At 58.3% G+C, this 17,562-nt stretch carries 15 protein-coding genes; 9 read left to right on the top strand and 6 right to left on the bottom strand.

Features of this window, described 5'->3' with window-relative positions; all coding sequences use genetic code 11:
- Positions 1 to 16: 16 nt before the first annotated feature.
- From ACR0EN_RS03405 to ACR0EN_RS03385, 5 genes are all read right to left on the bottom strand, one after another.
- On the bottom strand, positions 17 to 1,507 hold the full coding sequence (locus tag ACR0EN_RS03405; RefSeq protein ID WP_170421945.1) for a replicative DNA helicase: 1,491 nt from the start codon (positions 1,505 to 1,507) through the stop codon (positions 17 to 19).
- A 201-nt stretch (positions 1,508 to 1,708) separates the two neighbouring features.
- The gene (locus ACR0EN_RS03400; protein ID WP_480585211.1) at positions 1,709 to 2,386 is read right to left on the bottom strand and encodes an orotate phosphoribosyltransferase; all 678 of its coding nucleotides are present in this window, start codon (positions 2,384 to 2,386) and stop codon (positions 1,709 to 1,711) included.
- A gap of 330 nt (positions 2,387 to 2,716) precedes the next feature.
- Positions 2,717 to 3,199, bottom strand: coding sequence for a CinA family protein (locus ACR0EN_RS03395; RefSeq protein WP_480585208.1), 483 nt, complete (start codon positions 3,197 to 3,199; stop codon positions 2,717 to 2,719).
- Positions 3,196 to 3,693 (bottom strand): phosphatidylglycerophosphatase A family protein, encoded by a 498-nt coding sequence (locus ACR0EN_RS03390; protein ID WP_223117969.1) that lies wholly within the window; start codon positions 3,691 to 3,693, stop codon positions 3,196 to 3,198. The genes ACR0EN_RS03395 and ACR0EN_RS03390 overlap by 4 nt, the downstream gene beginning before the upstream one ends.
- Positions 3,690 to 4,820, bottom strand: coding sequence for a bifunctional 2-C-methyl-D-erythritol 4-phosphate cytidylyltransferase/2-C-methyl-D-erythritol 2,4-cyclodiphosphate synthase (locus ACR0EN_RS03385; RefSeq protein ID WP_170636183.1), 1,131 nt, complete (start codon positions 4,818 to 4,820; stop codon positions 3,690 to 3,692). Before ACR0EN_RS03385 ends, ACR0EN_RS03390 begins: the two co-directional genes overlap by 4 nt.
- A gap of 233 nt (positions 4,821 to 5,053) precedes the next feature.
- On the opposite strand from ACR0EN_RS03385, the gene dusB reads away from it, so the two are divergent.
- The 7 genes from dusB (at position 5,054) to ACR0EN_RS03350 (ending at position 14,044) form a co-directional block, all read left to right on the top strand.
- Positions 5,054 to 5,983, top strand: a complete 930-nt coding sequence (dusB, locus tag ACR0EN_RS03380) for a tRNA dihydrouridine synthase DusB (protein ID WP_480585679.1) — start codon at positions 5,054 to 5,056, stop codon at positions 5,981 to 5,983.
- Positions 5,980 to 7,059 (top strand): two-component system sensor histidine kinase NtrB, encoded by a 1,080-nt coding sequence (locus ACR0EN_RS03375; protein WP_170396849.1) that lies wholly within the window; start codon positions 5,980 to 5,982, stop codon positions 7,057 to 7,059. The genes dusB and ACR0EN_RS03375 overlap by 4 nt, the downstream gene beginning before the upstream one ends.
- Positions 7,059 to 8,426: a sigma-54-dependent transcriptional regulator gene (locus ACR0EN_RS03370; protein WP_170396851.1), complete on the top strand. Its 1,368-nt coding sequence runs from the start codon at positions 7,059 to 7,061 to the stop codon at positions 8,424 to 8,426. Before ACR0EN_RS03375 ends, ACR0EN_RS03370 begins: the two co-directional genes overlap by 1 nt.
- A gap of 162 nt (positions 8,427 to 8,588) precedes the next feature.
- A complete protein-coding gene (locus ACR0EN_RS03365) occupies positions 8,589 to 10,814 on the top strand; it encodes a sensor histidine kinase NtrY-like (protein WP_480585677.1) in 2,226 nt (741 codons plus the stop codon).
- Positions 10,811 to 12,220: a nitrogen assimilation response regulator NtrX gene (ntrX, locus tag ACR0EN_RS03360; protein ID WP_170396856.1), complete on the top strand. Its 1,410-nt coding sequence runs from the start codon at positions 10,811 to 10,813 to the stop codon at positions 12,218 to 12,220. The genes ACR0EN_RS03365 and ntrX overlap by 4 nt, the downstream gene beginning before the upstream one ends.
- On the top strand, positions 12,217 to 12,807 hold the full coding sequence (locus ACR0EN_RS03355) for a helix-turn-helix domain-containing protein (RefSeq protein ID WP_170595453.1): 591 nt from the start codon (positions 12,217 to 12,219) through the stop codon (positions 12,805 to 12,807). Before ntrX ends, ACR0EN_RS03355 begins: the two co-directional genes overlap by 4 nt.
- A gap of 43 nt (positions 12,808 to 12,850) precedes the next feature.
- Positions 12,851 to 14,044: an MFS transporter gene (locus tag ACR0EN_RS03350; protein ID WP_480585205.1), complete on the top strand. Its 1,194-nt coding sequence runs from the start codon at positions 12,851 to 12,853 to the stop codon at positions 14,042 to 14,044.
- Here ACR0EN_RS03350 and ACR0EN_RS03345 read toward each other — a convergent pair.
- Positions 14,009 to 14,488 (bottom strand): hypothetical protein, encoded by a 480-nt coding sequence (locus ACR0EN_RS03345; protein ID WP_170406102.1) that lies wholly within the window; start codon positions 14,486 to 14,488, stop codon positions 14,009 to 14,011. The genes ACR0EN_RS03350 and ACR0EN_RS03345 overlap by 36 nt on opposite strands.
- 96 nt (positions 14,489 to 14,584) lie before the next feature.
- Between ACR0EN_RS03345 and trkA the strand changes: the two genes are divergently transcribed.
- Together trkA and ACR0EN_RS03335 are read left to right on the top strand one after the other, a co-directional pair.
- The gene (gene trkA, locus ACR0EN_RS03340) at positions 14,585 to 15,961 is read left to right on the top strand and encodes a Trk system potassium transporter TrkA (protein WP_480585202.1); all 1,377 of its coding nucleotides are present in this window, start codon (positions 14,585 to 14,587) and stop codon (positions 15,959 to 15,961) included.
- A complete protein-coding gene (locus ACR0EN_RS03335; RefSeq protein ID WP_170396867.1) occupies positions 15,961 to 17,502 on the top strand; it encodes a TrkH family potassium uptake protein in 1,542 nt (513 codons plus the stop codon). The genes trkA and ACR0EN_RS03335 overlap by 1 nt, the downstream gene beginning before the upstream one ends.
- The last annotated feature ends 60 nt before the right edge of the window (positions 17,503 to 17,562 follow it).

Here is a 17,562-nt window from a genome sequence, read left to right as displayed (position 1 = left end):
CGGGTAGGTCAAGGGATCAGTAGCCCTCGATCTGGCTGTCCTGTTGCCAAGGTTTGACCAGATTGCCAAATCGGGTGAACTGAGCTTCGAACGACAGCTCGACCGTGCCGATGGGGCCGTGGCGCTGCTTGCCGACGATGACCTCGGCCTTGCCATGCAGCCGCTCCATGGCCTGTTTCCACTCTTCCATCTTTTCCAACTCGTGATCGCCGGGTTTTTCGCGTTCCTTATAGTATTCCTCGCGGAACACGAACATCACAACGTCGGCATCCTGTTCGATCGAGCCCGATTCCCGCAGGTCAGACAGCTGCGGGCGTTTGTCGTCACGGCTTTCTACCTGTCGGCTGAGCTGTGACAGTGCGATGACCGGGATGTTGAGTTCCTTGGCGATGGCTTTCATGCCCATCGAAATCTCGGCGATTTCGTTGACGCGGTTGTCGGCCATTCCGCGGCAGAGCTGAAGGTAGTCGATCACCAGCAAATCCAGCCCGTGCGTCCGCTTCAGCCGCCGTGCACGGGCAGCGAGTTGCGAGATTGGCAGGGCGGGGGTGTCATCAATGAACAGCGGGCAGGCTTCCAGTTCTTTCGCGGCGTCAACGAAGCGGCGGAACTCGGACTCGGTCATGTCGCCCTGGCGGATTTTGTGACTGGAGATCTCGGAAGCCTCGGCCAGAACCCGGCCCGCAAGCTGTTCGGCGCTCATTTCGAGTGAAAAGAACCCAACCACACCGCCGTCGATCGCACCTTCAGAGCCGTCCGGCTTGGTGCCGCGCTTGTAGGCCTTGGCCACGTTAAATGCGACGTTTGTTGCCAGCGATGTCTTACCCATCGACGGACGCCCGGCCAAAATGATCAGGTCGGACGGGTGCAGGCCACCCAATTGCTTGTCGAGATCGGCCAGACCGGTGGAAATCCCCGCCATGCCGCCACCGCGTTGGTACGCCTCGTTGGTGACGTTGACGGCTTCTGTGACCGCCTTGAGGAAGGATTGAAAACCCTGTTCGGTCTGGCCCTGCTCGGATAACTGATAAAGCTGTTGCTCGGCCTCGACGATCTGTTCTTTGGGCTCGCTGCTGACATCGACCCTCGCAGCCTTGTCAGAAATGTCCCGGCCCAGCCGGATCAGCTCGCGCCGAATGGCGAGGTCATAGATCATCTGGGCGTAGTCATGCACCGCAAAGGCACTGATTGAGGCACCGGCAAGCTTGACCAGATAGGCCGGACCACCCAGTTCCTTCAGGCCCTCATCCTCGGCCATGAAAGACTTCAGCGTGACGGGTGAAGCCAGCGCATTTTTGGCGATACGGGTCGACGCGACTTCGTAGATGCGCGCATGAACCGGATCATAGAAATGCTCGGCCCCAATAATCGATGCGACCCGATCATACAGATCGTTATTCGTCAGAATCGCACCCAGAAGCTGCTGCTCGGCCTCGATGGAGTGCGGCATTGTTTCTGGGTTCTGAATCTGTGCGGCGGCCTGCTCGATACTGCTGATCTCGTTCATTGCTGTTCTCTTTGTCCCCTGGACAGAGGCCATAGCGCGGCCCTGTGAGTCGGCGCAAATTGTATGTTTTCTGGGGATATGCTGTGCATATCTCTCTGCCCCATCATATTGAAGGATGAGGCAGGGTTGCGTCAACATCTTGTGGATGAAGCGATCGACGCAGCGGTCAGTGTTTCCATTCTGAAAACAGTTTGCGCAACGTCAGCTTTTATGTGCGTCCTGCCAACCGCGCGGGTCGTTCAGGAAGGCCTCGACGCCATCAAGCGTCTCTTCGTCAAAGGCCTTTTGCGCTTTGGCTTCCGCCAAAACATCCCACCAAGTACAAAGCGAGTGCAATTTTACGCCGTGATCGCCCAGCGTTTTCTCGGTTTCGGGGAAAATACCATAATAGAAGATCACAGCCGTATGCCCACAGGTCGCACCGGTTTCGCGGATCGCGTCGACAAAGGACAGTTTTGAGCCTCCATCGGTTGTCAGGTCTTCGACCAGCAGCACCCGCTCACCCTCGCTCATCGCGCCTTCGATGCGGGCGTTCCGGCCGTAGCCTTTGGGTTTCTTCCGCACGTAGGTCATTGGCAGTGCCATGCGCTCGGCGACCATTGCAGCGAAGGGAATACCTGCTGTCTCGCCACCGGCGATATTGTCAAACGCTTCGAACCCCGCGTCGCGCATCACGGTTACCGTCAGGAAGTCCATCAGGGTCGAGCGGATGCGTGGGTACGAGATCAGCTTGCGGCAATCGATATAGGTCGGGCATGGTAGACCGCTGGCCAGCGTGAAAGGTTCGCGGGAATTAAAGTGTACGGCCTTGATCTCCAGCAGCATCCGCGCGGTCAGGCGGGCGATTTCGGTGCTGTCGGGGAAGGAACTGGGGATCATGGCGCAAACCTCTGGGCTGAAAGGGTGTCGCAGGCTGATAGCCTGACCCCCGGCCCAGAGTCGAGAGGGCAAGCTAAAAGAAAAGCGGACCCCCAAGAGGTCCGCTTGATGCCCTTGCGGGCAGAGCAGCCAAGGTGGGCTTGACTGCTCATTTCTCAGGCTCGCTTTCCGCAATCGGCAAGACTGTGCCTTCAATCTCGGTTTCGACGTGTATGCGAGGCGAGGTAAGAAGCGCAACCACCATTGCCGTCACAAATGCGTAGGCTGCCGCGCAGTAACTGTATTCAGCGCCCAGTATTCGAATTGATGCGATGAAGGGTGCAGGTTTTCTTAGGTCCGAGCCAGATCAGCAAGAGCGTCGCTCAAAAGGGTCAAAGCGTGGTCCCGCGCAGCGCGACGTACGTTATCCCGTCCCTGCGCTCCGAATTCCACGGTCTCGGTTCGGGTCGGTTGACCCGGTGCAGCGAGGCCAAAGCATACGCGGCCTTCGGGTTTGTGTTCGGACCCGCCGGGGCCCGCGATGCCGGTGATCGAGACCGCCAACTGCGCCCGCGAATTCCGCAGGGCGCCATTGGCCATTTCTTGGGCGACTTCTTCTGAAACTGCGCCACATGTCTCAAGCGTATCGGCGCGCACGCCCAGCATCTCTTGCTTCGCGGTGTTGGTGTAGGTGACAAAGCCGCGCTCAACCACGGCAGAGCTGCCAGGGATGTCAGTCAGTGCAGCGGCGACCATACCGCCGGTACAGCTTTCAGCAGTGGCGATCATCATGCCCTGCGCCTTGGCGCAATCCAGCAGGTCGACAACGGTCATAGACCCGTGACTCCATGTGAGATACCGGCGAGGACGACCACACCGATGGCTGCAAAGACCCCTGCGATCACATCATCCAGCATGACACCCATCGGATCTCCACGCCGGTCGGCCCAGCCAATGGGACCGGGTTTGGTAATGTCGAAGAGGCGGAACAAGAGAAAACCCGCGATCCAGCCGGGCCAGAGCGCTGTGATGTCTATCCCATGCGCCCAAGACGGGTAGGAAATCGCCCATATCGCGATGAACTGGCCCGCGACTTCATCAATGACAATTTCGGACGGGTCGTGGTCATCTTGTCCAGCTGTCATAACTCGCGTGGCCCACAGGCCCCCGAAGAAAACCGCGAGTGTTGAGATGACCAGCAAGGGGAAGCCACCCAGCGTATGCAGAACCCACGCCAGCGGCAAAGCAGCCAGCGATCCCCAGGTGCCGGGGGCAGGGCGGAGGTAACCGACGCCGCAGACGGTTCCGATTAGACGAGCCGCTGTCATGACTTCACCAGACAGGCAGTTGCGAGCGAGGCAATGCCTTCGCTGCGACCGGTAAAGCCCAGCCGTTCGGATGTGGTGGCCTTGACCGAGACCTGATCGGTGCGCAAGCCCATGATCCGTGCCATTTCGGCACGCATGGTATCGGCATGAGGGCCGATCTTGGGAAATTCGCAGACCAGTGTGCAGTCGACATTCGAGATCTCATAGCCCAACTGCCCAGCCAATTCGACTGCGTGGCGCAGGAAAATTTCACTCGCTGCACCTTTCCACTGCGGATCGGAGGGCGGAAAATGCTGTCCGATATCACCCCGCGCCAGAGCGCCATAGATCGCGTCGGTGACCGCGTGCATCCCCACATCTGCATCGGAGTGACCTTGGAGCCCACGATTGTGCGGCACCTTCACACCGCAGAGGATCACGTGATCTCCGTCACCAAAGCGGTGCACGTCGTAGCCGTTGCCCAGCCTTACATCCATATTCATACCCATTGTACGTTCGGCCCGTGCGAAATCCTCGGGCTGTGTGATTTTCAGGTTATCCGCATCGCCCGGAATAATCGCGACTTCGACTCCTGCAGCGCGCGCGACTTCTACATCATCCGCCGCACCTCCGGGATGGGCTGAATGGGCGGCGGTGATTGTGCCAAAATGAAATCCCTGCGGTGTCTGCGCAGCGTAAAGGCCGGATCGATCCTGCGTTCCTGTCACCGTCGAACCGTCGCCTGTCCAGAGCGCGTCCGTGACGGCCAAGCCTGGAGCAGCTGCCGCATGCGTGTCGAGTGCTTTCAGAACATCGCCGATTATCCGAGCGCTGACGCAGGGACGGGCAACATCGTGAATCAAAACCTTTTCAACGCTGTACGCTTCCAAAGCCTGCAACCCGTTGCGCACTGATCCGGCGCGGTCTGCACCGCCGGGTGCAAGGATCAGGTTTGTCGCGCTGAATTCTTCCCAAACGGCTGTGTCGTCTTCGGCCAGCACCAAAACGAGGTGATCAACCAACCCTTCGAAGCGATCAATCGTCCAATCGGCCACGCGCCGCCCAGCCAAGGCACGCCACTGTTTGGGCACTCCGCCTCCGGCGCGCTGGCCGCGCCCGGCGGCGACGATGATGGCGGCTGTGGTCATCTGAAAGGTCTCCTGATTGGGGCATTGTTTAGGGGTCGGTGAATGCAGAGGCAATCACCCGCGTCAACTTGCTTAAAAAATAAGCATATGATGATTTTGCGGGCTTGAATGCTCCCGTTTTATTGTTCATATGCCGCAATTTCGATATCAAATGCGCAACTGCTCAAGGATTAAGCACATTGGCCCTGCGTCTTGCTGAAAAGGATCTGACCCCTCCGGTGCTGTTGGCGCCAATGGCCGGAATCACCGACCGGCCTTTCAGGGACCTTGTGATGCGCTTCGGCGCGGGCATGGTTGTCAGCGAAATGGTCGCCAGCCAAGAGATGGTGCAGGCCAAACCAGGCGTACGTGAACGGGCCGAGCTGTCGGCGGATGTGGAAAACACCGCAGTGCAATTGGCCGGACGCGAGGCGCATTGGATGGCCGAGGCCGCCCGGCAAGTCGCTGACCGGGGCGCGCGCGTGATCGATATCAATATGGGTTGCCCAGCAAAGAAGGTAACCAACGGCTATTCCGGTTCGGCTTTGTTGAAAACTCCGGACCATGCACTGACGCTGATCGAGGCCGTTGTGGGTGCAGTTGATTTGCCTGTTACGCTGAAAACGCGGCTAGGCTGGGATGACAATCTGCTGAACGCGCCGGATGTGGCGCGGCGTGCGCAGGACGCAGGCATCCGGATGGTGACCATCCATGGGCGTACGCGCTGTCAATTCTATAAAGGCCGGGCAGATTGGCGGGCGATCCGGGCGGTGAAAGAAGCCGTCTCGATCCCTGTCATCGCAAACGGTGACATCGTCGATACCGAGGCCGCGCAAATCGCGCTGAATCAGTCCGGGGCCGATGGCGTCATGATAGGTCGGGGGGCGCAGGGCAAGCCCTGGCTGCTGGCGCAGATTTGCCATGATCTCTATGGCGCTGCTTCTCCAACCATTCCCACGGGCACTGAACTGATCGAGATGGTGCGTGGCCATTATCTGGCGATGCTGGAGTTCTACGGTACCGATCTGGGCCTGCGCGTCGCACGCAAACATCTCGGTTGGTACATGGATGAGGCCGGAACACCCGCTACTTTGCGGCGGGCTGTCCTGACATCCCGCGACACCAATGAGGTGTTACGGCTTTTGGCAGATGCGCTGCGTGGCACGGCGGAGGCAGCAGCATGACCTCTGACCAGAGCATCTGGACCTCGCTTCCGGTTCCGGCGTTCATTATCGATGCCGAAGATCGGATATCGGACGTCAACTCCTCGGGTGAGGGGTTTCTGAACGCCTCCCGCAAGGCAGTGATTGGACACCCGGTCTGGGATCAACTCGCGGTTGACGCGCCGTTGGAAGAGGCGTTTCTGCGCGCGCGTCAACAAGGTACACCGCTGTTCGTGAACGATGTGGACGTTGGGTCGGGAAATCGCGCGCCGCTACAATGTGCGCTGCAAATCGCACCGCTGATGGGGCATCCCGGTTCAATGATCATGATCATCTCGCCGCGCGAACTGGCCGGTCGGATGACCCGTGGCAACACTGTGAAATCGGCAGCGCAGTCTGCGATTGGTATGGCCGAGATGCTGGCGCATGAGATCAAGAACCCTTTGGCAGGGATCACCGGTGCGGCGCAATTGCTCAGCATGAATATTTCGCAGCAAGATCTTGAGCTCACTGACCTTATCGTTGAGGAAAGCCGCCGCATTGTGAAGTTGTTGGAGCAAGTAGAACAGTTCGGCAACCTGTCTCAACCCGATTTCAAACCGGTCAATATCCACGATGTACTGGATCGCGCGCGCCGGTCAGCGCTGTTGGGTTTTGGCGCGCATATGACGATTATCGAGGATTACGACCCCTCGCTGCCCTTGGCCTACGGGGACCCGGATCAGTTCCTGCAGGTGGTTCTGAACTTGCTCAAAAACGCTTCGGAAGCTGCTGATGGCAACGGTACAATCCGGCTGCGTACCTATTTTGAGCATTCATTCCGACTGCGGCGCAGTGACGGTTCGGGTCATTCGCTGCCTCTGCAGATCGAGATTATTGATGATGGGCCGGGCCTGCCGGAAAATATTCGCAGTGATATTTTCGACCCCTTCGTGTCGGGCAAGGAGAACGGCACCGGGCTTGGGCTGGCGCTGGTCAGCAAGATCGTTTCCGACCACGACGGCTGGATTTCGGCTGAATCTGTGCCCGGACGCACTAGTTTTCGACTGTCCCTGCGGCGTGCACCGAACGACGCGTATGAAAAGGAGAGCATCTGATGGATGGCACAGTTCTGGTTGCCGATGACGACCGCACGATCCGCACGGTTCTGACACAGGCCCTGACGCGGGCGGGGTGCAAGGTTCACGCGACATCTTCGCTGACCACGCTGATGCGCTGGGTAGCCGAAGGCAAGGGCGACGTTGTGATCTCGGATGTGGTAATGCCGGATGGAAACGGGTTGGAGATGCTGCCAAAGATCGCGCAGGACCGTCCCGGTTTGCCGGTCATCGTGATCTCGGCCCAGAACACCATCATGACAGCCATTCAGGCGGCTGAGGCGGAAGCTTACGATTATCTGCCAAAGCCTTTCGATTTGCCCGATCTGATGAAGCGCACCGCGAGGGCGCTGGATCAAAAGCAGCGGGTACAGGCTGAGCCGGTGATGGCCAGCGAAGACCGACCTGATGAACTGCCGCTTGTCGGGCGCACCCCGGTGATGCAGGCGCTTTATCGTCTGGTCGCCCGGGTGATGAACACGGATCTGTCTGTGATGATTTCTGGTGAAAGTGGGACGGGTAAATCTCTGATAGCACGCGCTATTCACGATTTCTCTGACCGAAGGACACTGCCCTTTGTCACCGTGACAGCTGCCGATCTGAGCGATTTGGAAGGCCCGGCACGGGTTATGGCGCGCGTACGTGGTGGTACGCTGCTGATCGATGAAATTGCCGATATTGATGATGAGATCCAGGCCCGTATCGTGCGCATGATGGACACGCCGGGCGATCACGTGCCGCGTTTCATGGCCACAAGTCAATCAGATCTGACCGACGCGATGGAAAGTGGTCGCGTACGACAAGATCTCTATTACCGTCTCTGCGGTGCGACGATCCACGTGCCTGCGTTGCGCGAGCGGGTTGATGATATCACCTTGCTGACCGATCACTTTCTGGCGCGGGAGGAGCGGGAAAGCGGCGCGCAGCGTCGCCTCAGCCCCGAAGCGGTCGAGTTGGTGCGCCGGTATTCCTGGCCCGGCAATGTCCGACAGCTTGAAAATGCGATCCGGCGTCTTGGTCTAACCAGCCGTTCTGATGAAATCTCGCGCACCGAAGTAGAGATGGTGCTGGGTAGCCAGCCCGAGGCCGAACCAGTTCTGGGTGATGGCGAGCGTGAGAAGCTGTCATCTTCGGTTGGTCGTCACCTGCGCCGGTATTTTGATCTGCACGGAAACATCCTGCCGCCTCCCGGCCTCTATCAACGTATTCTACGCGAGGTCGAGGCACCGTTGATCGAAATCGCGCTGGATGCGACTGGTGGAAATCAGGCAAAATGTGCTGATCTCCTGGGGATTAATCGGAATACGCTGCGGAAAAAGATTACTGACCTCGATATTCAGGTGACACGCCGTCGCAAACTGATGTAATATCGCCACACAAACAGTGGCATTCGGGTTCGACCCCGGGAACGACCACGATATATGGCGGTAAGCCGCGCAAGCGGCACATCAGAATGAGGGCAGACGGTGGCAACCCGGGCACAGAACGGGCCGATCCTATCGATCAACCGGTGGCGCAAGTCCCGGAGGATGCGCAATTTCAGTACCTTGGGACTGGTTATGCTGGGCCCGGTTCTGGCGCTTGCAACCTATCTCGTCATTGGCCCTTTTGATCTTGGCGCTGCGGCACCGACACTGCGGCTGATTTTGTTGGCTGATCTGGTCTACGTGCTGGTCGTAGCTGCGCTGGTGTTGGGCCAATTGTTCAGTCTGATCGCCGCACGTCGCGCGAAATCTGCGGGCTCCCGTCTTCACCTGCGCCTGATCGGCGCTTTCACGCTGTTGGCTCTGGTACCGACGGTCACGGTGGCGATTTTCGCCGGGCTGACGGTGAATATCGGCCTTGAAGGTTGGTTCTCGGACCGTGTGCGGCAGGTGGTTGGGTCGTCACTAACTGCAGCCGAAGCTTACGAACAGGAACACCGCGAGGGCCTGACGCAGGATGCGGTTGTTCTGGCGCGTTTCCTCGATAACGCGCGATCGTTGGATTATTTTGTCTCAGACGCCGAATTGCGAGAGGTTCTGGCCCAGGGGCAGGCCCAGATACAACGCGGTTTGCGCGAGGCCTATGTGATCGATGGCAGCGCCGAAATCCGATCGCGCGGTGATCGGTCCTACCTGTTCGACTACGAGGCACCAACCCCCGAAGAGATGATCGAGGCCAATGATCAGGGCGTGGCCATCATTGCCGATTGGGAGAACAGCGAATTCCGCGCGCTTGTTCCTTTGCATGCCTATCTTGACCGGTATCTTTATGTCAGTCGCGAGGTTGATGGGCAGCTTCTGACCTTGCTTGATGAAACCAAAGAGACAGCACAGTTCTACAGCCAACTGGAAAGCGAGCGGGGCAGGGTCCTGTTCGAATTCGGCCTTCTGTATCTCGGCTTTGCTGTGATCCTGATTCTGGCCGCGATGTCGCTGGGCATGTGGTTCGCCGAACGCCTTTCTCGCCCTGTCGGACGGCTGACAACGGCGGCGCAGCGCGTTGGTGCTGGTGATCTGAGTGTTCAGGTCATCGAAGAGGCCAGCGATGACGAAATCGCGATGCTGGGCCGCTACTTCAACCAGATGACTCGTCAGTTGAAGGGGCAGCGCGACACGCTGTTGGAAAACACTCGCCATATCGAACGTCGAAGGCGGCTATTTGATTCAGTGCTAAGCTCGGTGACATCCGGTGTCGTTGGCGTTGATTCAGAGGGCTGTGTGACCTTCGTGAACCGATCCGCCGAACGTCTTCTGGGCTGGTCTGGTGGAGAGCAGAACCTGGCAATCGGCATCGCTGTTCCCGAATTTTTGCCTTTGTTCGAAGCCCTTAAGGACAGCGGGCAAGAGGCGGTCCAGGGGGAGATCAAGGTAACCCGCAAAGGCCGGTTGGAGAACTTACTGGTACGCATGGCGACGCGGCGTGGCGAAGATGGAAGGCTGGAAGGCTACGTTGTGGCCTTTGATGACGTGACTGATCTGGTAAGCGCGCAGCGCATGGCGGCGTGGGGTGATGTGGCCCGTCGCATTGCGCATGAGATCAAGAATCCGCTGACACCGATCCAACTGAGCGCCGAGCGAATCAAACGCAAATTCTCGCGCAAGCTGGACGAGGACGATTGCGATAGCCTGGAATCGATGACCGACGTGATCGTGCGGCAGACCAATGATCTGCGGCGGATTGTTGACGAGTTCTCGAAATTCGCACGCATGCCCGAACCGGAACGGCGCGAAGAGAATATCGTGACGCTAGTGCGTGAGGCGGTTCTGTTGCAGCAGGCGGGTCAGCCTGATGTTCAGATCGATGCGGATTTACCTGAACAGCCCATTTTGGCGGATGTGGATTCGACCATGTTGAGCCAAGCGTTGACGAACCTGATCAAGAACGCGGGCGAGGCTATTGAAACGCTGAAAGAAAAAGGCGCACCGGACAATCTGAAACCTCAGATCAAAGTCGTTGTCTCCACTGACGATGCAGGAACGCAGATCACCATTGCGGACAATGGCATCGGCCTGCCCGAGGACAGGGCACGGCTGTTCGAACCTTATGTGACCACGCGTGACGAAGGCACAGGCCTTGGCCTGCCCATCGTAAAGAAGATCATCGAAGAACATGGCGGAGCGCTGACATTGGAAGACGCGCCCACATTCGACGGACAGGACCATTTCGGCGCAATGGCTGTCATTCGTCTACCCGGGGCCTCAGGCGGCCCGACAAATGCGTCGGAAAAACAGGCGATTAAAACAAACAAACTGAAAGCAGGCCAAAGATGAGCGACATTCTGATCGTAGATGACGAACGCGATATTCGCGAATTGGTGTCCGACATTCTGGAGGACGAAGGCTATTCCACCCGGTTGGCGGCAAACTCGGACGAGTGCATGTCGTCGATCAATGCTGAACCTCCCGGACTGTTGATCTTGGATATCTGGCTGAAAGACAGCCGAATGGACGGGATCGACATCCTGAAAGCTGTAAAACGGGACAACCCGGATGTTCCGGTGGTGATCATTTCCGGACATGGCAATATCGAGATTGCGGTGGCGGCTATCAAGCAGGGGGCTTACGACTTTATCGAAAAGCCCTTTAACATTGACCAGTTGATGGTGGTGATCCGCCGTGCGATGGAAACCTCGCGCCTGCGTCGCGAGAATGCCTCGCTGAAGCGGCAGGAAGTCAGCTGTTCAGACATGATTGGCAATTCTGCGTCGTTCCGAGCGATGCAGGGGCAGTTGGACAAGGTAACAAAGTCGAATGGCCGGGTTATGCTCAGCGGGCCGGCTGGGTCGGGCAAGGAAATTGCCGCGCGCTATATCCATGCCCATTCCAACCGGGCGAATGCCCCATTTGTGACGGTCAATTGTGCGGGGATTGAACCTGAGAGGGTTGAAGAGGTTCTGTTCGGACGAGAATCGTCTGAGCGCGGAATCGAGTCAGGCCTGCTGGAAGAGGCGCATGGCGGCGTTGTCTACTTCGACGAAGTCGCTGACATGCCGCTGGGGACGCAGTCCAAGATTCTTCGCGTGTTGGTTGATCAGCAATTCCAGCGTGTCGGTGGCTCTGACAAGGTGCGGGTTGATCTGCGGGTCATCTCCTCGACCAACCGCGATCTGGAAGAAGAGATCGCCGCCGAACGGTTCCGCGAAGAACTGTATCACCGGCTGAATGTGGTGCCGATTGCGGTTCCCTCGCTGGAGGAACGGCGAGAGGACATCCCGGTTCTGGCGCAACATTTCATCGAGATGTGCAACGATACACAGGGTCTGCCGATGCGCGAGCTGTCGGATGAGGCTATTGCTTTGCTACAAACGATGACATGGCCGGGCAATGTGCGTCAGCTGAAGAACCTGATCGAGCGGGTGCTGATCCTTGGTGACAGCACTGGCCCGATCGAGGCCCGCGAGTTGCCCAACGAAGAAGAGAAATCCGACGAGTCCGGGCGCGTGGTACTGTCTGGCGCACTGGCGACGCTGCCGCTGCGTGAGGCGCGCGAAGCGTTCGAGCGTGAATATTTGCTGACCCAGATCAATCGGTTTGGTGGCAACATAAGCCGCACGGCCAGTTTTGTCGGCATGGAGCGCAGCGCCTTGCACCGCAAGCTCAAGTCGCTGGGCGTCGTGACCTCGAACAAATCCGGTGCGCGGGTGGCTCAGATTGACGAGCCCGAACCAGCCGAGTGAGTGCCGCGCCGAATACAAAGACCGCAGCCGTTTCCATCGGTTTTCCCGCCTTTGGTAAACGGTTGAAGCGGTTGCGGCGGTCGGTTGGACTTAAGCAATCCGCCCTCGCAGATCTGATTGAAGTCGACCAAACCACGATTTCCCGGTGGGAAAACGGGGGTCAAACGCCATCGCCGCATATTCAACAGTCCGTTTTTGCAGCGTTGGGGCCGGTTCGGGTGCAGGATTCTGCGCTGAAACGTCTGGTCGTTCATTCGGCAGAGTGCTTGCACCTTGTCGAAGAGGCCAGCCATACCTGCCTTGCTTATTCGGGCAGCCGGGCGCGGGATTGGAAGACCTCACAGCGCGCCTTGCTGGGCGTTTCGCTTTGGCAATTTGCAACGGATGAGATCAGGCAAGCCGAAGCAGAACTGCAGAAAGATGGCTGGTGGGATTTGCATTCGCCTTCACCCAAAGCGTTTCTGACTTCCGAGGCTGTGCATGATCAAATCAGGATCAGCGCCGGGCAAATCGTGTGGGAGCGGTTGTATCTGGGTGATGGTACTCCGGTCCGTCTGGTCAGCGGGCGGCGCGAAGTCACCGCATAATTTATGCGTTCCGCTGGCAGGTTAGGCGCGATAGACCGGCTGCATGAGTGACTCTTTTCGCACATTCTTGCAGGTCATGCTGATCTGGTTTGCTGGCCTCGGTGCGGCAACCCAATTTGCAAAGATTGCCGTACCATTTTCTGATGTGGGGCTGTTGTACCCGGACAATGCTGCCGTGATCGGCTGGTTGCTGTCCATTATCAGTCTAATGGGGGCTGCCTTGGGCGCGATATCCGGAGCGATCACAGCGCGTATTGGGCCAAATCGTCTATTGCTATCAGGGCTGGTGCTCGGCGGCGCATTATCTTTGCTGCAAGCAAGCTTGCCGGTTTTTCAACTGATGCTGCTCAGCCGGGTGATTGAGGGGCTGTCACATCTAGCGATTGTGGTAGCGGCACCAACGCTGATTGCTCAGATCACATCCGGTCGGGCGCGGTATAATTCCATGGTGCTGTGGAGTACATTCTTTGGCGTTGCATTCGCATTAAACGCTTGGGTTGGGCTTCCCATCGTCGATCGTTTCGGACTGCCCACATACTTTGCCATGCACGGGGGTCTGATGCTGCTGATCGCCGCGCTGATCGCGCTTAGCGATCTGAAAACCGACATGGGCCAGACGGAGGGTGCCGGGTGGGGGCTCTCCACCTTCCTTGATGTGCATATCAGGACCTACCGCTCACCCTTTATTTCGGCCCCGGCAATTGGCTGGTTCTTTTACACGCTGACATTTGTTTCTCTGTTAGCGATCCTGCCGGGGCGTTTACCCGAAGGGCAGGGCGCATCGATTGCAGCACTTATGCCCCTGGCAGGGATTGTACTGTCATGGCTGCTGGTGCCCTTGCTGTTGACCGTCCTGTCCTGCGTCAGCGTCGTCAATCTGGGCTTTGTGCTGGGGATCGCGACGATCATCGCATTGTTTCTGGGGGCGCCCCTTACGTTCGGATGTATCGCCTTGTTTGCCGTGCTCGGGCTTGTACAGGGCGGCAGCTTCGCCGCAGTGCCAGAGTTAAACGATACCACCGAAGCCCAAGCCCTGAGTTATGGTGCGATGGCGCAGATGGGCAATGCCGGAAACCTGCTTGGAACCCCGGTATTGCTGGCGATATTGCTGGGCGTCGATGAGGCTGGCATGTTTGTAGCCGTCGCCGCGTTCTATAGCATCGCGATCATAGCGCATCTGCTGCTGGCGCGGCGTCGCAAATCAACCGGCTTGTCCCGGAGTGATGATCTGAAATGACCCGTCGTCGAATTTCACGAAACAGGACGCGCTGTTCAGCGGCGGGAGCGTCGTGGTGCGCGTGGGCGTGACCCGCGATTTGACACCTTGTTTGCAAGGCGGAAGGCTGACCGGGCGATAGCCCTTTTGGGCCATGCACTGCGCCTCGACCTTGTTTCTCAGCCCCTGATTCACGTCGACGGTATAGACCCGCCCAGGCTCCCACCATCCGGGGTTGCGATAGCAGCGTCCTCGGCCATCGCAATAGGTGCGCCCGGGCCAATAGACTGGCGGGCTCTGCCGGACCTGATTGGCGACAGGGGCGTCCTTGAGCGCCTGCACCTGGCAGTTCGTGGTCTCGGTCTGCATCCGCGAGACGCTCTCACCTTCGCGATAATACAAAGAAAGCGGACCACAGGCGGACAGCGTCAGCAGGCAAATCAGAGCAGGCAGAATGGTTTTCATATGCTTACTTTGGCGCAGCTTAGGAGGCATGACAATTCAATTGACCGCTTTGGGGGCATCTGTCATTCAAAGATTTCAGGCAGAAAGGCCAAGAGCATGAAGGTCATCATATGCGGTGCCGGTCAAGTCGGCTGGCAGATTGCGCGTCACCTTTCGGGCGAACTGAACGATGTGACGGTGGTCGACAACAATCCCGATCTGGTACGTCGCGCGACCGAGACGCTGGACGTGCAGGGGATCGCGGGGTTCGCCAGTTATCCGGATGTGCTGGATCGTGCAGGGGCCCGCGACGCCGACATGATCATCGCCGCGACCCATTCGGATGAGGTGAATATGGTCACCTGCCAGATGGCGCATTCGGTTTTTTCGATCCAGCGCAAGATCGCGCGTTTGCGGTCGAAATCCTATCTTGAAGCAATCCATTCCGATCTCTACCGCCGCGATCATCTGCCCATTGATGTAGTGATCAGCCCGGAACGCGAAGTTGCCGCCGCAGCGATGCGCCGTCTTTCGGCGCCTTCTGCTTTCGATACTGAGATATTCATGGATGGAAAGGCTCAGCTGCTGGGCATTCGGGTCGAGGAAGACTGCCCAATCGTCAACACACCGCTGCGACAATTGACCGACCTGTTTTCCACGCTCAGCTCGATTGTGGTTGGTGTGCGCCGCGAAGGGACGCTGTTTGCACCGGAATCCGAGGACCAGCTGTTTGTAGGCGACGAATGCTACGTCTTTACCAGCGTCAAGGACGTTGAACGTACGATGGAGGTGTTCGGCAAGGCCCAGAGTAAGCAAGATCGTGTGGTGATCGTCGGCGGCGGTAATGTCGGGTTGGAAGTGGCCCGCACACTGGAAGAGCGCGAAAGCCGGGTGCGTGCCAAGATCATCGAGCGTGACCGCAAATGCGCCGAAATCGCTGCCGAGGCATTGGAGCGGACGATTGTTCTGAACGGCGACGGCCTAGATTCATCTTTGCTGAGCGAAGCAGGGATTGAGCGCGCCGACGCGATGTTGGCGGTCACGGATGACGATCGCACCAACATGCTGGCCGCGGTACGCGCCAAGGGAGAGGGTTGTCCACTGGCCATCGCCCTGATCAACGATCCCAGCATGGTCGCTTTGATGGGACCGCTGGGGATTGACGCATATATCAACCCGCGCGCCACCACTGTCAGTTCGATCCTGCGTCACATTCGGCACGGGCGCGTGCGTCAGGTGTATTCCATTGGTGATGCCGAGGCCGAGGTAATCGAGGCCGAAGTGCTATCAACCTCGCCCATGGCCGGACAAAAGCTGCGCGACATCGATTTCCCAGAAGGCGTTCTGGTCGGCGCAGTACGCAAAGGTGACGAGGTTCTGCGCCCGACCGGCAGCCTGCGCATCGACGAGAAAGACGTGGTGGCGATCTTTGCAATGGCCAAAGACGTGCCCGAGGTTGAGCGTCTGATGCAGGTTTCAATCGATTTCTTCTGATGTTGCAGGCACGCGGACAGCAACGGATCGGAGTATTGCGGCGATTGCCGCTGCTGCTGATGATCTGGGGTATCGTGTCGCTGGCAATGTGGATACCCGCAGTTTATGCGCTGGCGCTCGATGATCACGCCACCTCACGGTCATTCTTCTATTCCGGATTGCTGGGTGTTTTTGCGGTGTCGATCATAGCTCTGGCCATGTCGAACCGACGACCACGGCGGGGAACGCTTGGCCAATTGGCGGTTCTGCTGGCCGCCTTTACCGTACTGCCGATATTTCTTGCTATTCCGTTTCATGATGCGCTGGGGACAACCAGCTTCCTGAACGCCTATTTCGATATGGTCAGCGCGCTGACCACAACCGGCGCTGATCTGTTCCCCGATCCCGCACGCCTTTCGGCGCCGTTGCACTTATGGCGCGCGTTGGTCGGTTGGATGGGCGGATTGCTGATGTGGATCTCGGCGGCCGCGATTCTGGCACCCTTGTCGTTGGGCGGTTTCGAAGTCACAGCCCGGGGGCAACCAGGGCGTCCCGTCTCGGGCGTGGCACAGAGCGAGAAGTCCGATCCACGCGGCCATCTGATCCGCGTGTCGCGCACATTGGCACCCGTCTATGCGGGTTTGACAGCTGTGATCTGGATCCTGCTGTTGATCGCAGGTGAGCAAGGGCTTACTGCCGTGAGCCACGCGATGTCAGTGATTGCGACTTCCGGCATATCACCCGTCGGTGGATTGGAAGGATCGACCGCAGGAATCACTGGCGAGGCGATCCTGTTCCTGTTCCTGTTCTTTGCCCTGTCGCGGCTGACCTTTTCGACCGATACAGCGACCTCAGGGTATTCGCGGCTGGACAAAGACCCAGAATTTAGGATTGGCATCTTCATCGTGCTGGCGGTCGCTGTGCTGCTGTTCATCCGGTTTTTGGCTGGAACGGCCGAACTGAACATTGCCGTCGAAGTGCGGCAAGCACTTGGCGTTTTTTGGGGGTTCATGTTTACGGCGATGTCGTTTCTGACCACGGCCGGATTTGAAAGCGCCAACTGGAACGACGCGCAGCAATTGTCGGGCTTGAGCACACCGGGCCTGATTCTGATGGGGCTAGCCCTGGTCGGAGGAGGCGTGGCGACGACTGCGGGTGGGGTAAAGCTGTTGCGGGTTTTTGCGCTCTATCTGAATGGCAAGCGCGAGATTGACCGATTGATCTATCCTTCTTCGGTCAGTGGAGAGGGTGGCGGCAACCGCCGCATTCAAAGCGACGGTGCCTTCATCGCCTGGATATTCCTGATGATGTTCGCCCTGACGTTGGCCTTGTTCGATTTGTTGCTGGCCGTCATGGGCGTAGGTTTTGAACAGGCCATGCTGCTCAGCGTTGCCGCACTCAGCACCACGGGGCCGTTGATAGAATTGGCAACGGATGTGCCCATACGTCTGATTGATCTTTCCAGCGGGGCCAAGTTGACGGTCTGCGCGGCGATGGTGATCGGGCGGTTGGAAACTCTTGCTATCGTGGCGCTGATTACGCCAACGCTGTGGCGCGATTGACCCTGCGTCAGGCACCTGGTGTTACTGCCTGATTTTTCATCTGGAATATCTGTGCGCGGC

Source organism: Ruegeria sp. AB7 (assembly GCF_056542625.1).
This window is presented reverse-complemented; position numbering and strand designations above follow the sequence as displayed.

Coding starts and splice junctions, on each gene's coding strand:
- ACR0EN_RS03345 (WP_170406102.1), bottom strand. CDS start 14,488: ATGAAAACCATTCTGCCTGCTCTGATTTGCCTGCTGACGCTGTCCGCC.
- ACR0EN_RS03390 (WP_223117969.1), bottom strand. CDS start 3,693: ATGACAGCGGCTCGTCTAATCGGAACCGTCTGCGGCGTCGGTTACCTC.
- ACR0EN_RS03385 (WP_170636183.1), bottom strand. CDS start 4,820: ATGACCACAGCCGCCATCATCGTCGCCGCCGGGCGCGGCCAGCGCGCC.
- ntrX (WP_170396856.1), top strand. CDS start 10,811: ATGAGCGACATTCTGATCGTAGATGACGAACGCGATATTCGCGAATTG.
- trkA (WP_480585202.1), top strand. CDS start 14,585: ATGAAGGTCATCATATGCGGTGCCGGTCAAGTCGGCTGGCAGATTGCG.
- ACR0EN_RS03335 (WP_170396867.1), top strand. CDS start 15,961: ATGTTGCAGGCACGCGGACAGCAACGGATCGGAGTATTGCGGCGATTG.
- ACR0EN_RS03370 (WP_170396851.1), top strand. CDS start 7,059: ATGGATGGCACAGTTCTGGTTGCCGATGACGACCGCACGATCCGCACG.
- ACR0EN_RS03405 (WP_170421945.1), bottom strand. CDS start 1,507: ATGAACGAGATCAGCAGTATCGAGCAGGCCGCCGCACAGATTCAGAAC.
- ACR0EN_RS03375 (WP_170396849.1), top strand. CDS start 5,980: ATGACCTCTGACCAGAGCATCTGGACCTCGCTTCCGGTTCCGGCGTTC.
- ACR0EN_RS03400 (WP_480585211.1), bottom strand. CDS start 2,386: ATGATCCCCAGTTCCTTCCCCGACAGCACCGAAATCGCCCGCCTGACC.
- ACR0EN_RS03365 (WP_480585677.1), top strand. CDS start 8,589: ATGCGCAATTTCAGTACCTTGGGACTGGTTATGCTGGGCCCGGTTCTG.
- ACR0EN_RS03350 (WP_480585205.1), top strand. CDS start 12,851: ATGAGTGACTCTTTTCGCACATTCTTGCAGGTCATGCTGATCTGGTTT.
- dusB (WP_480585679.1), top strand. CDS start 5,054: ATGGCCGGAATCACCGACCGGCCTTTCAGGGACCTTGTGATGCGCTTC.
- ACR0EN_RS03395 (WP_480585208.1), bottom strand. CDS start 3,199: ATGACCGTTGTCGACCTGCTGGATTGCGCCAAGGCGCAGGGCATGATG.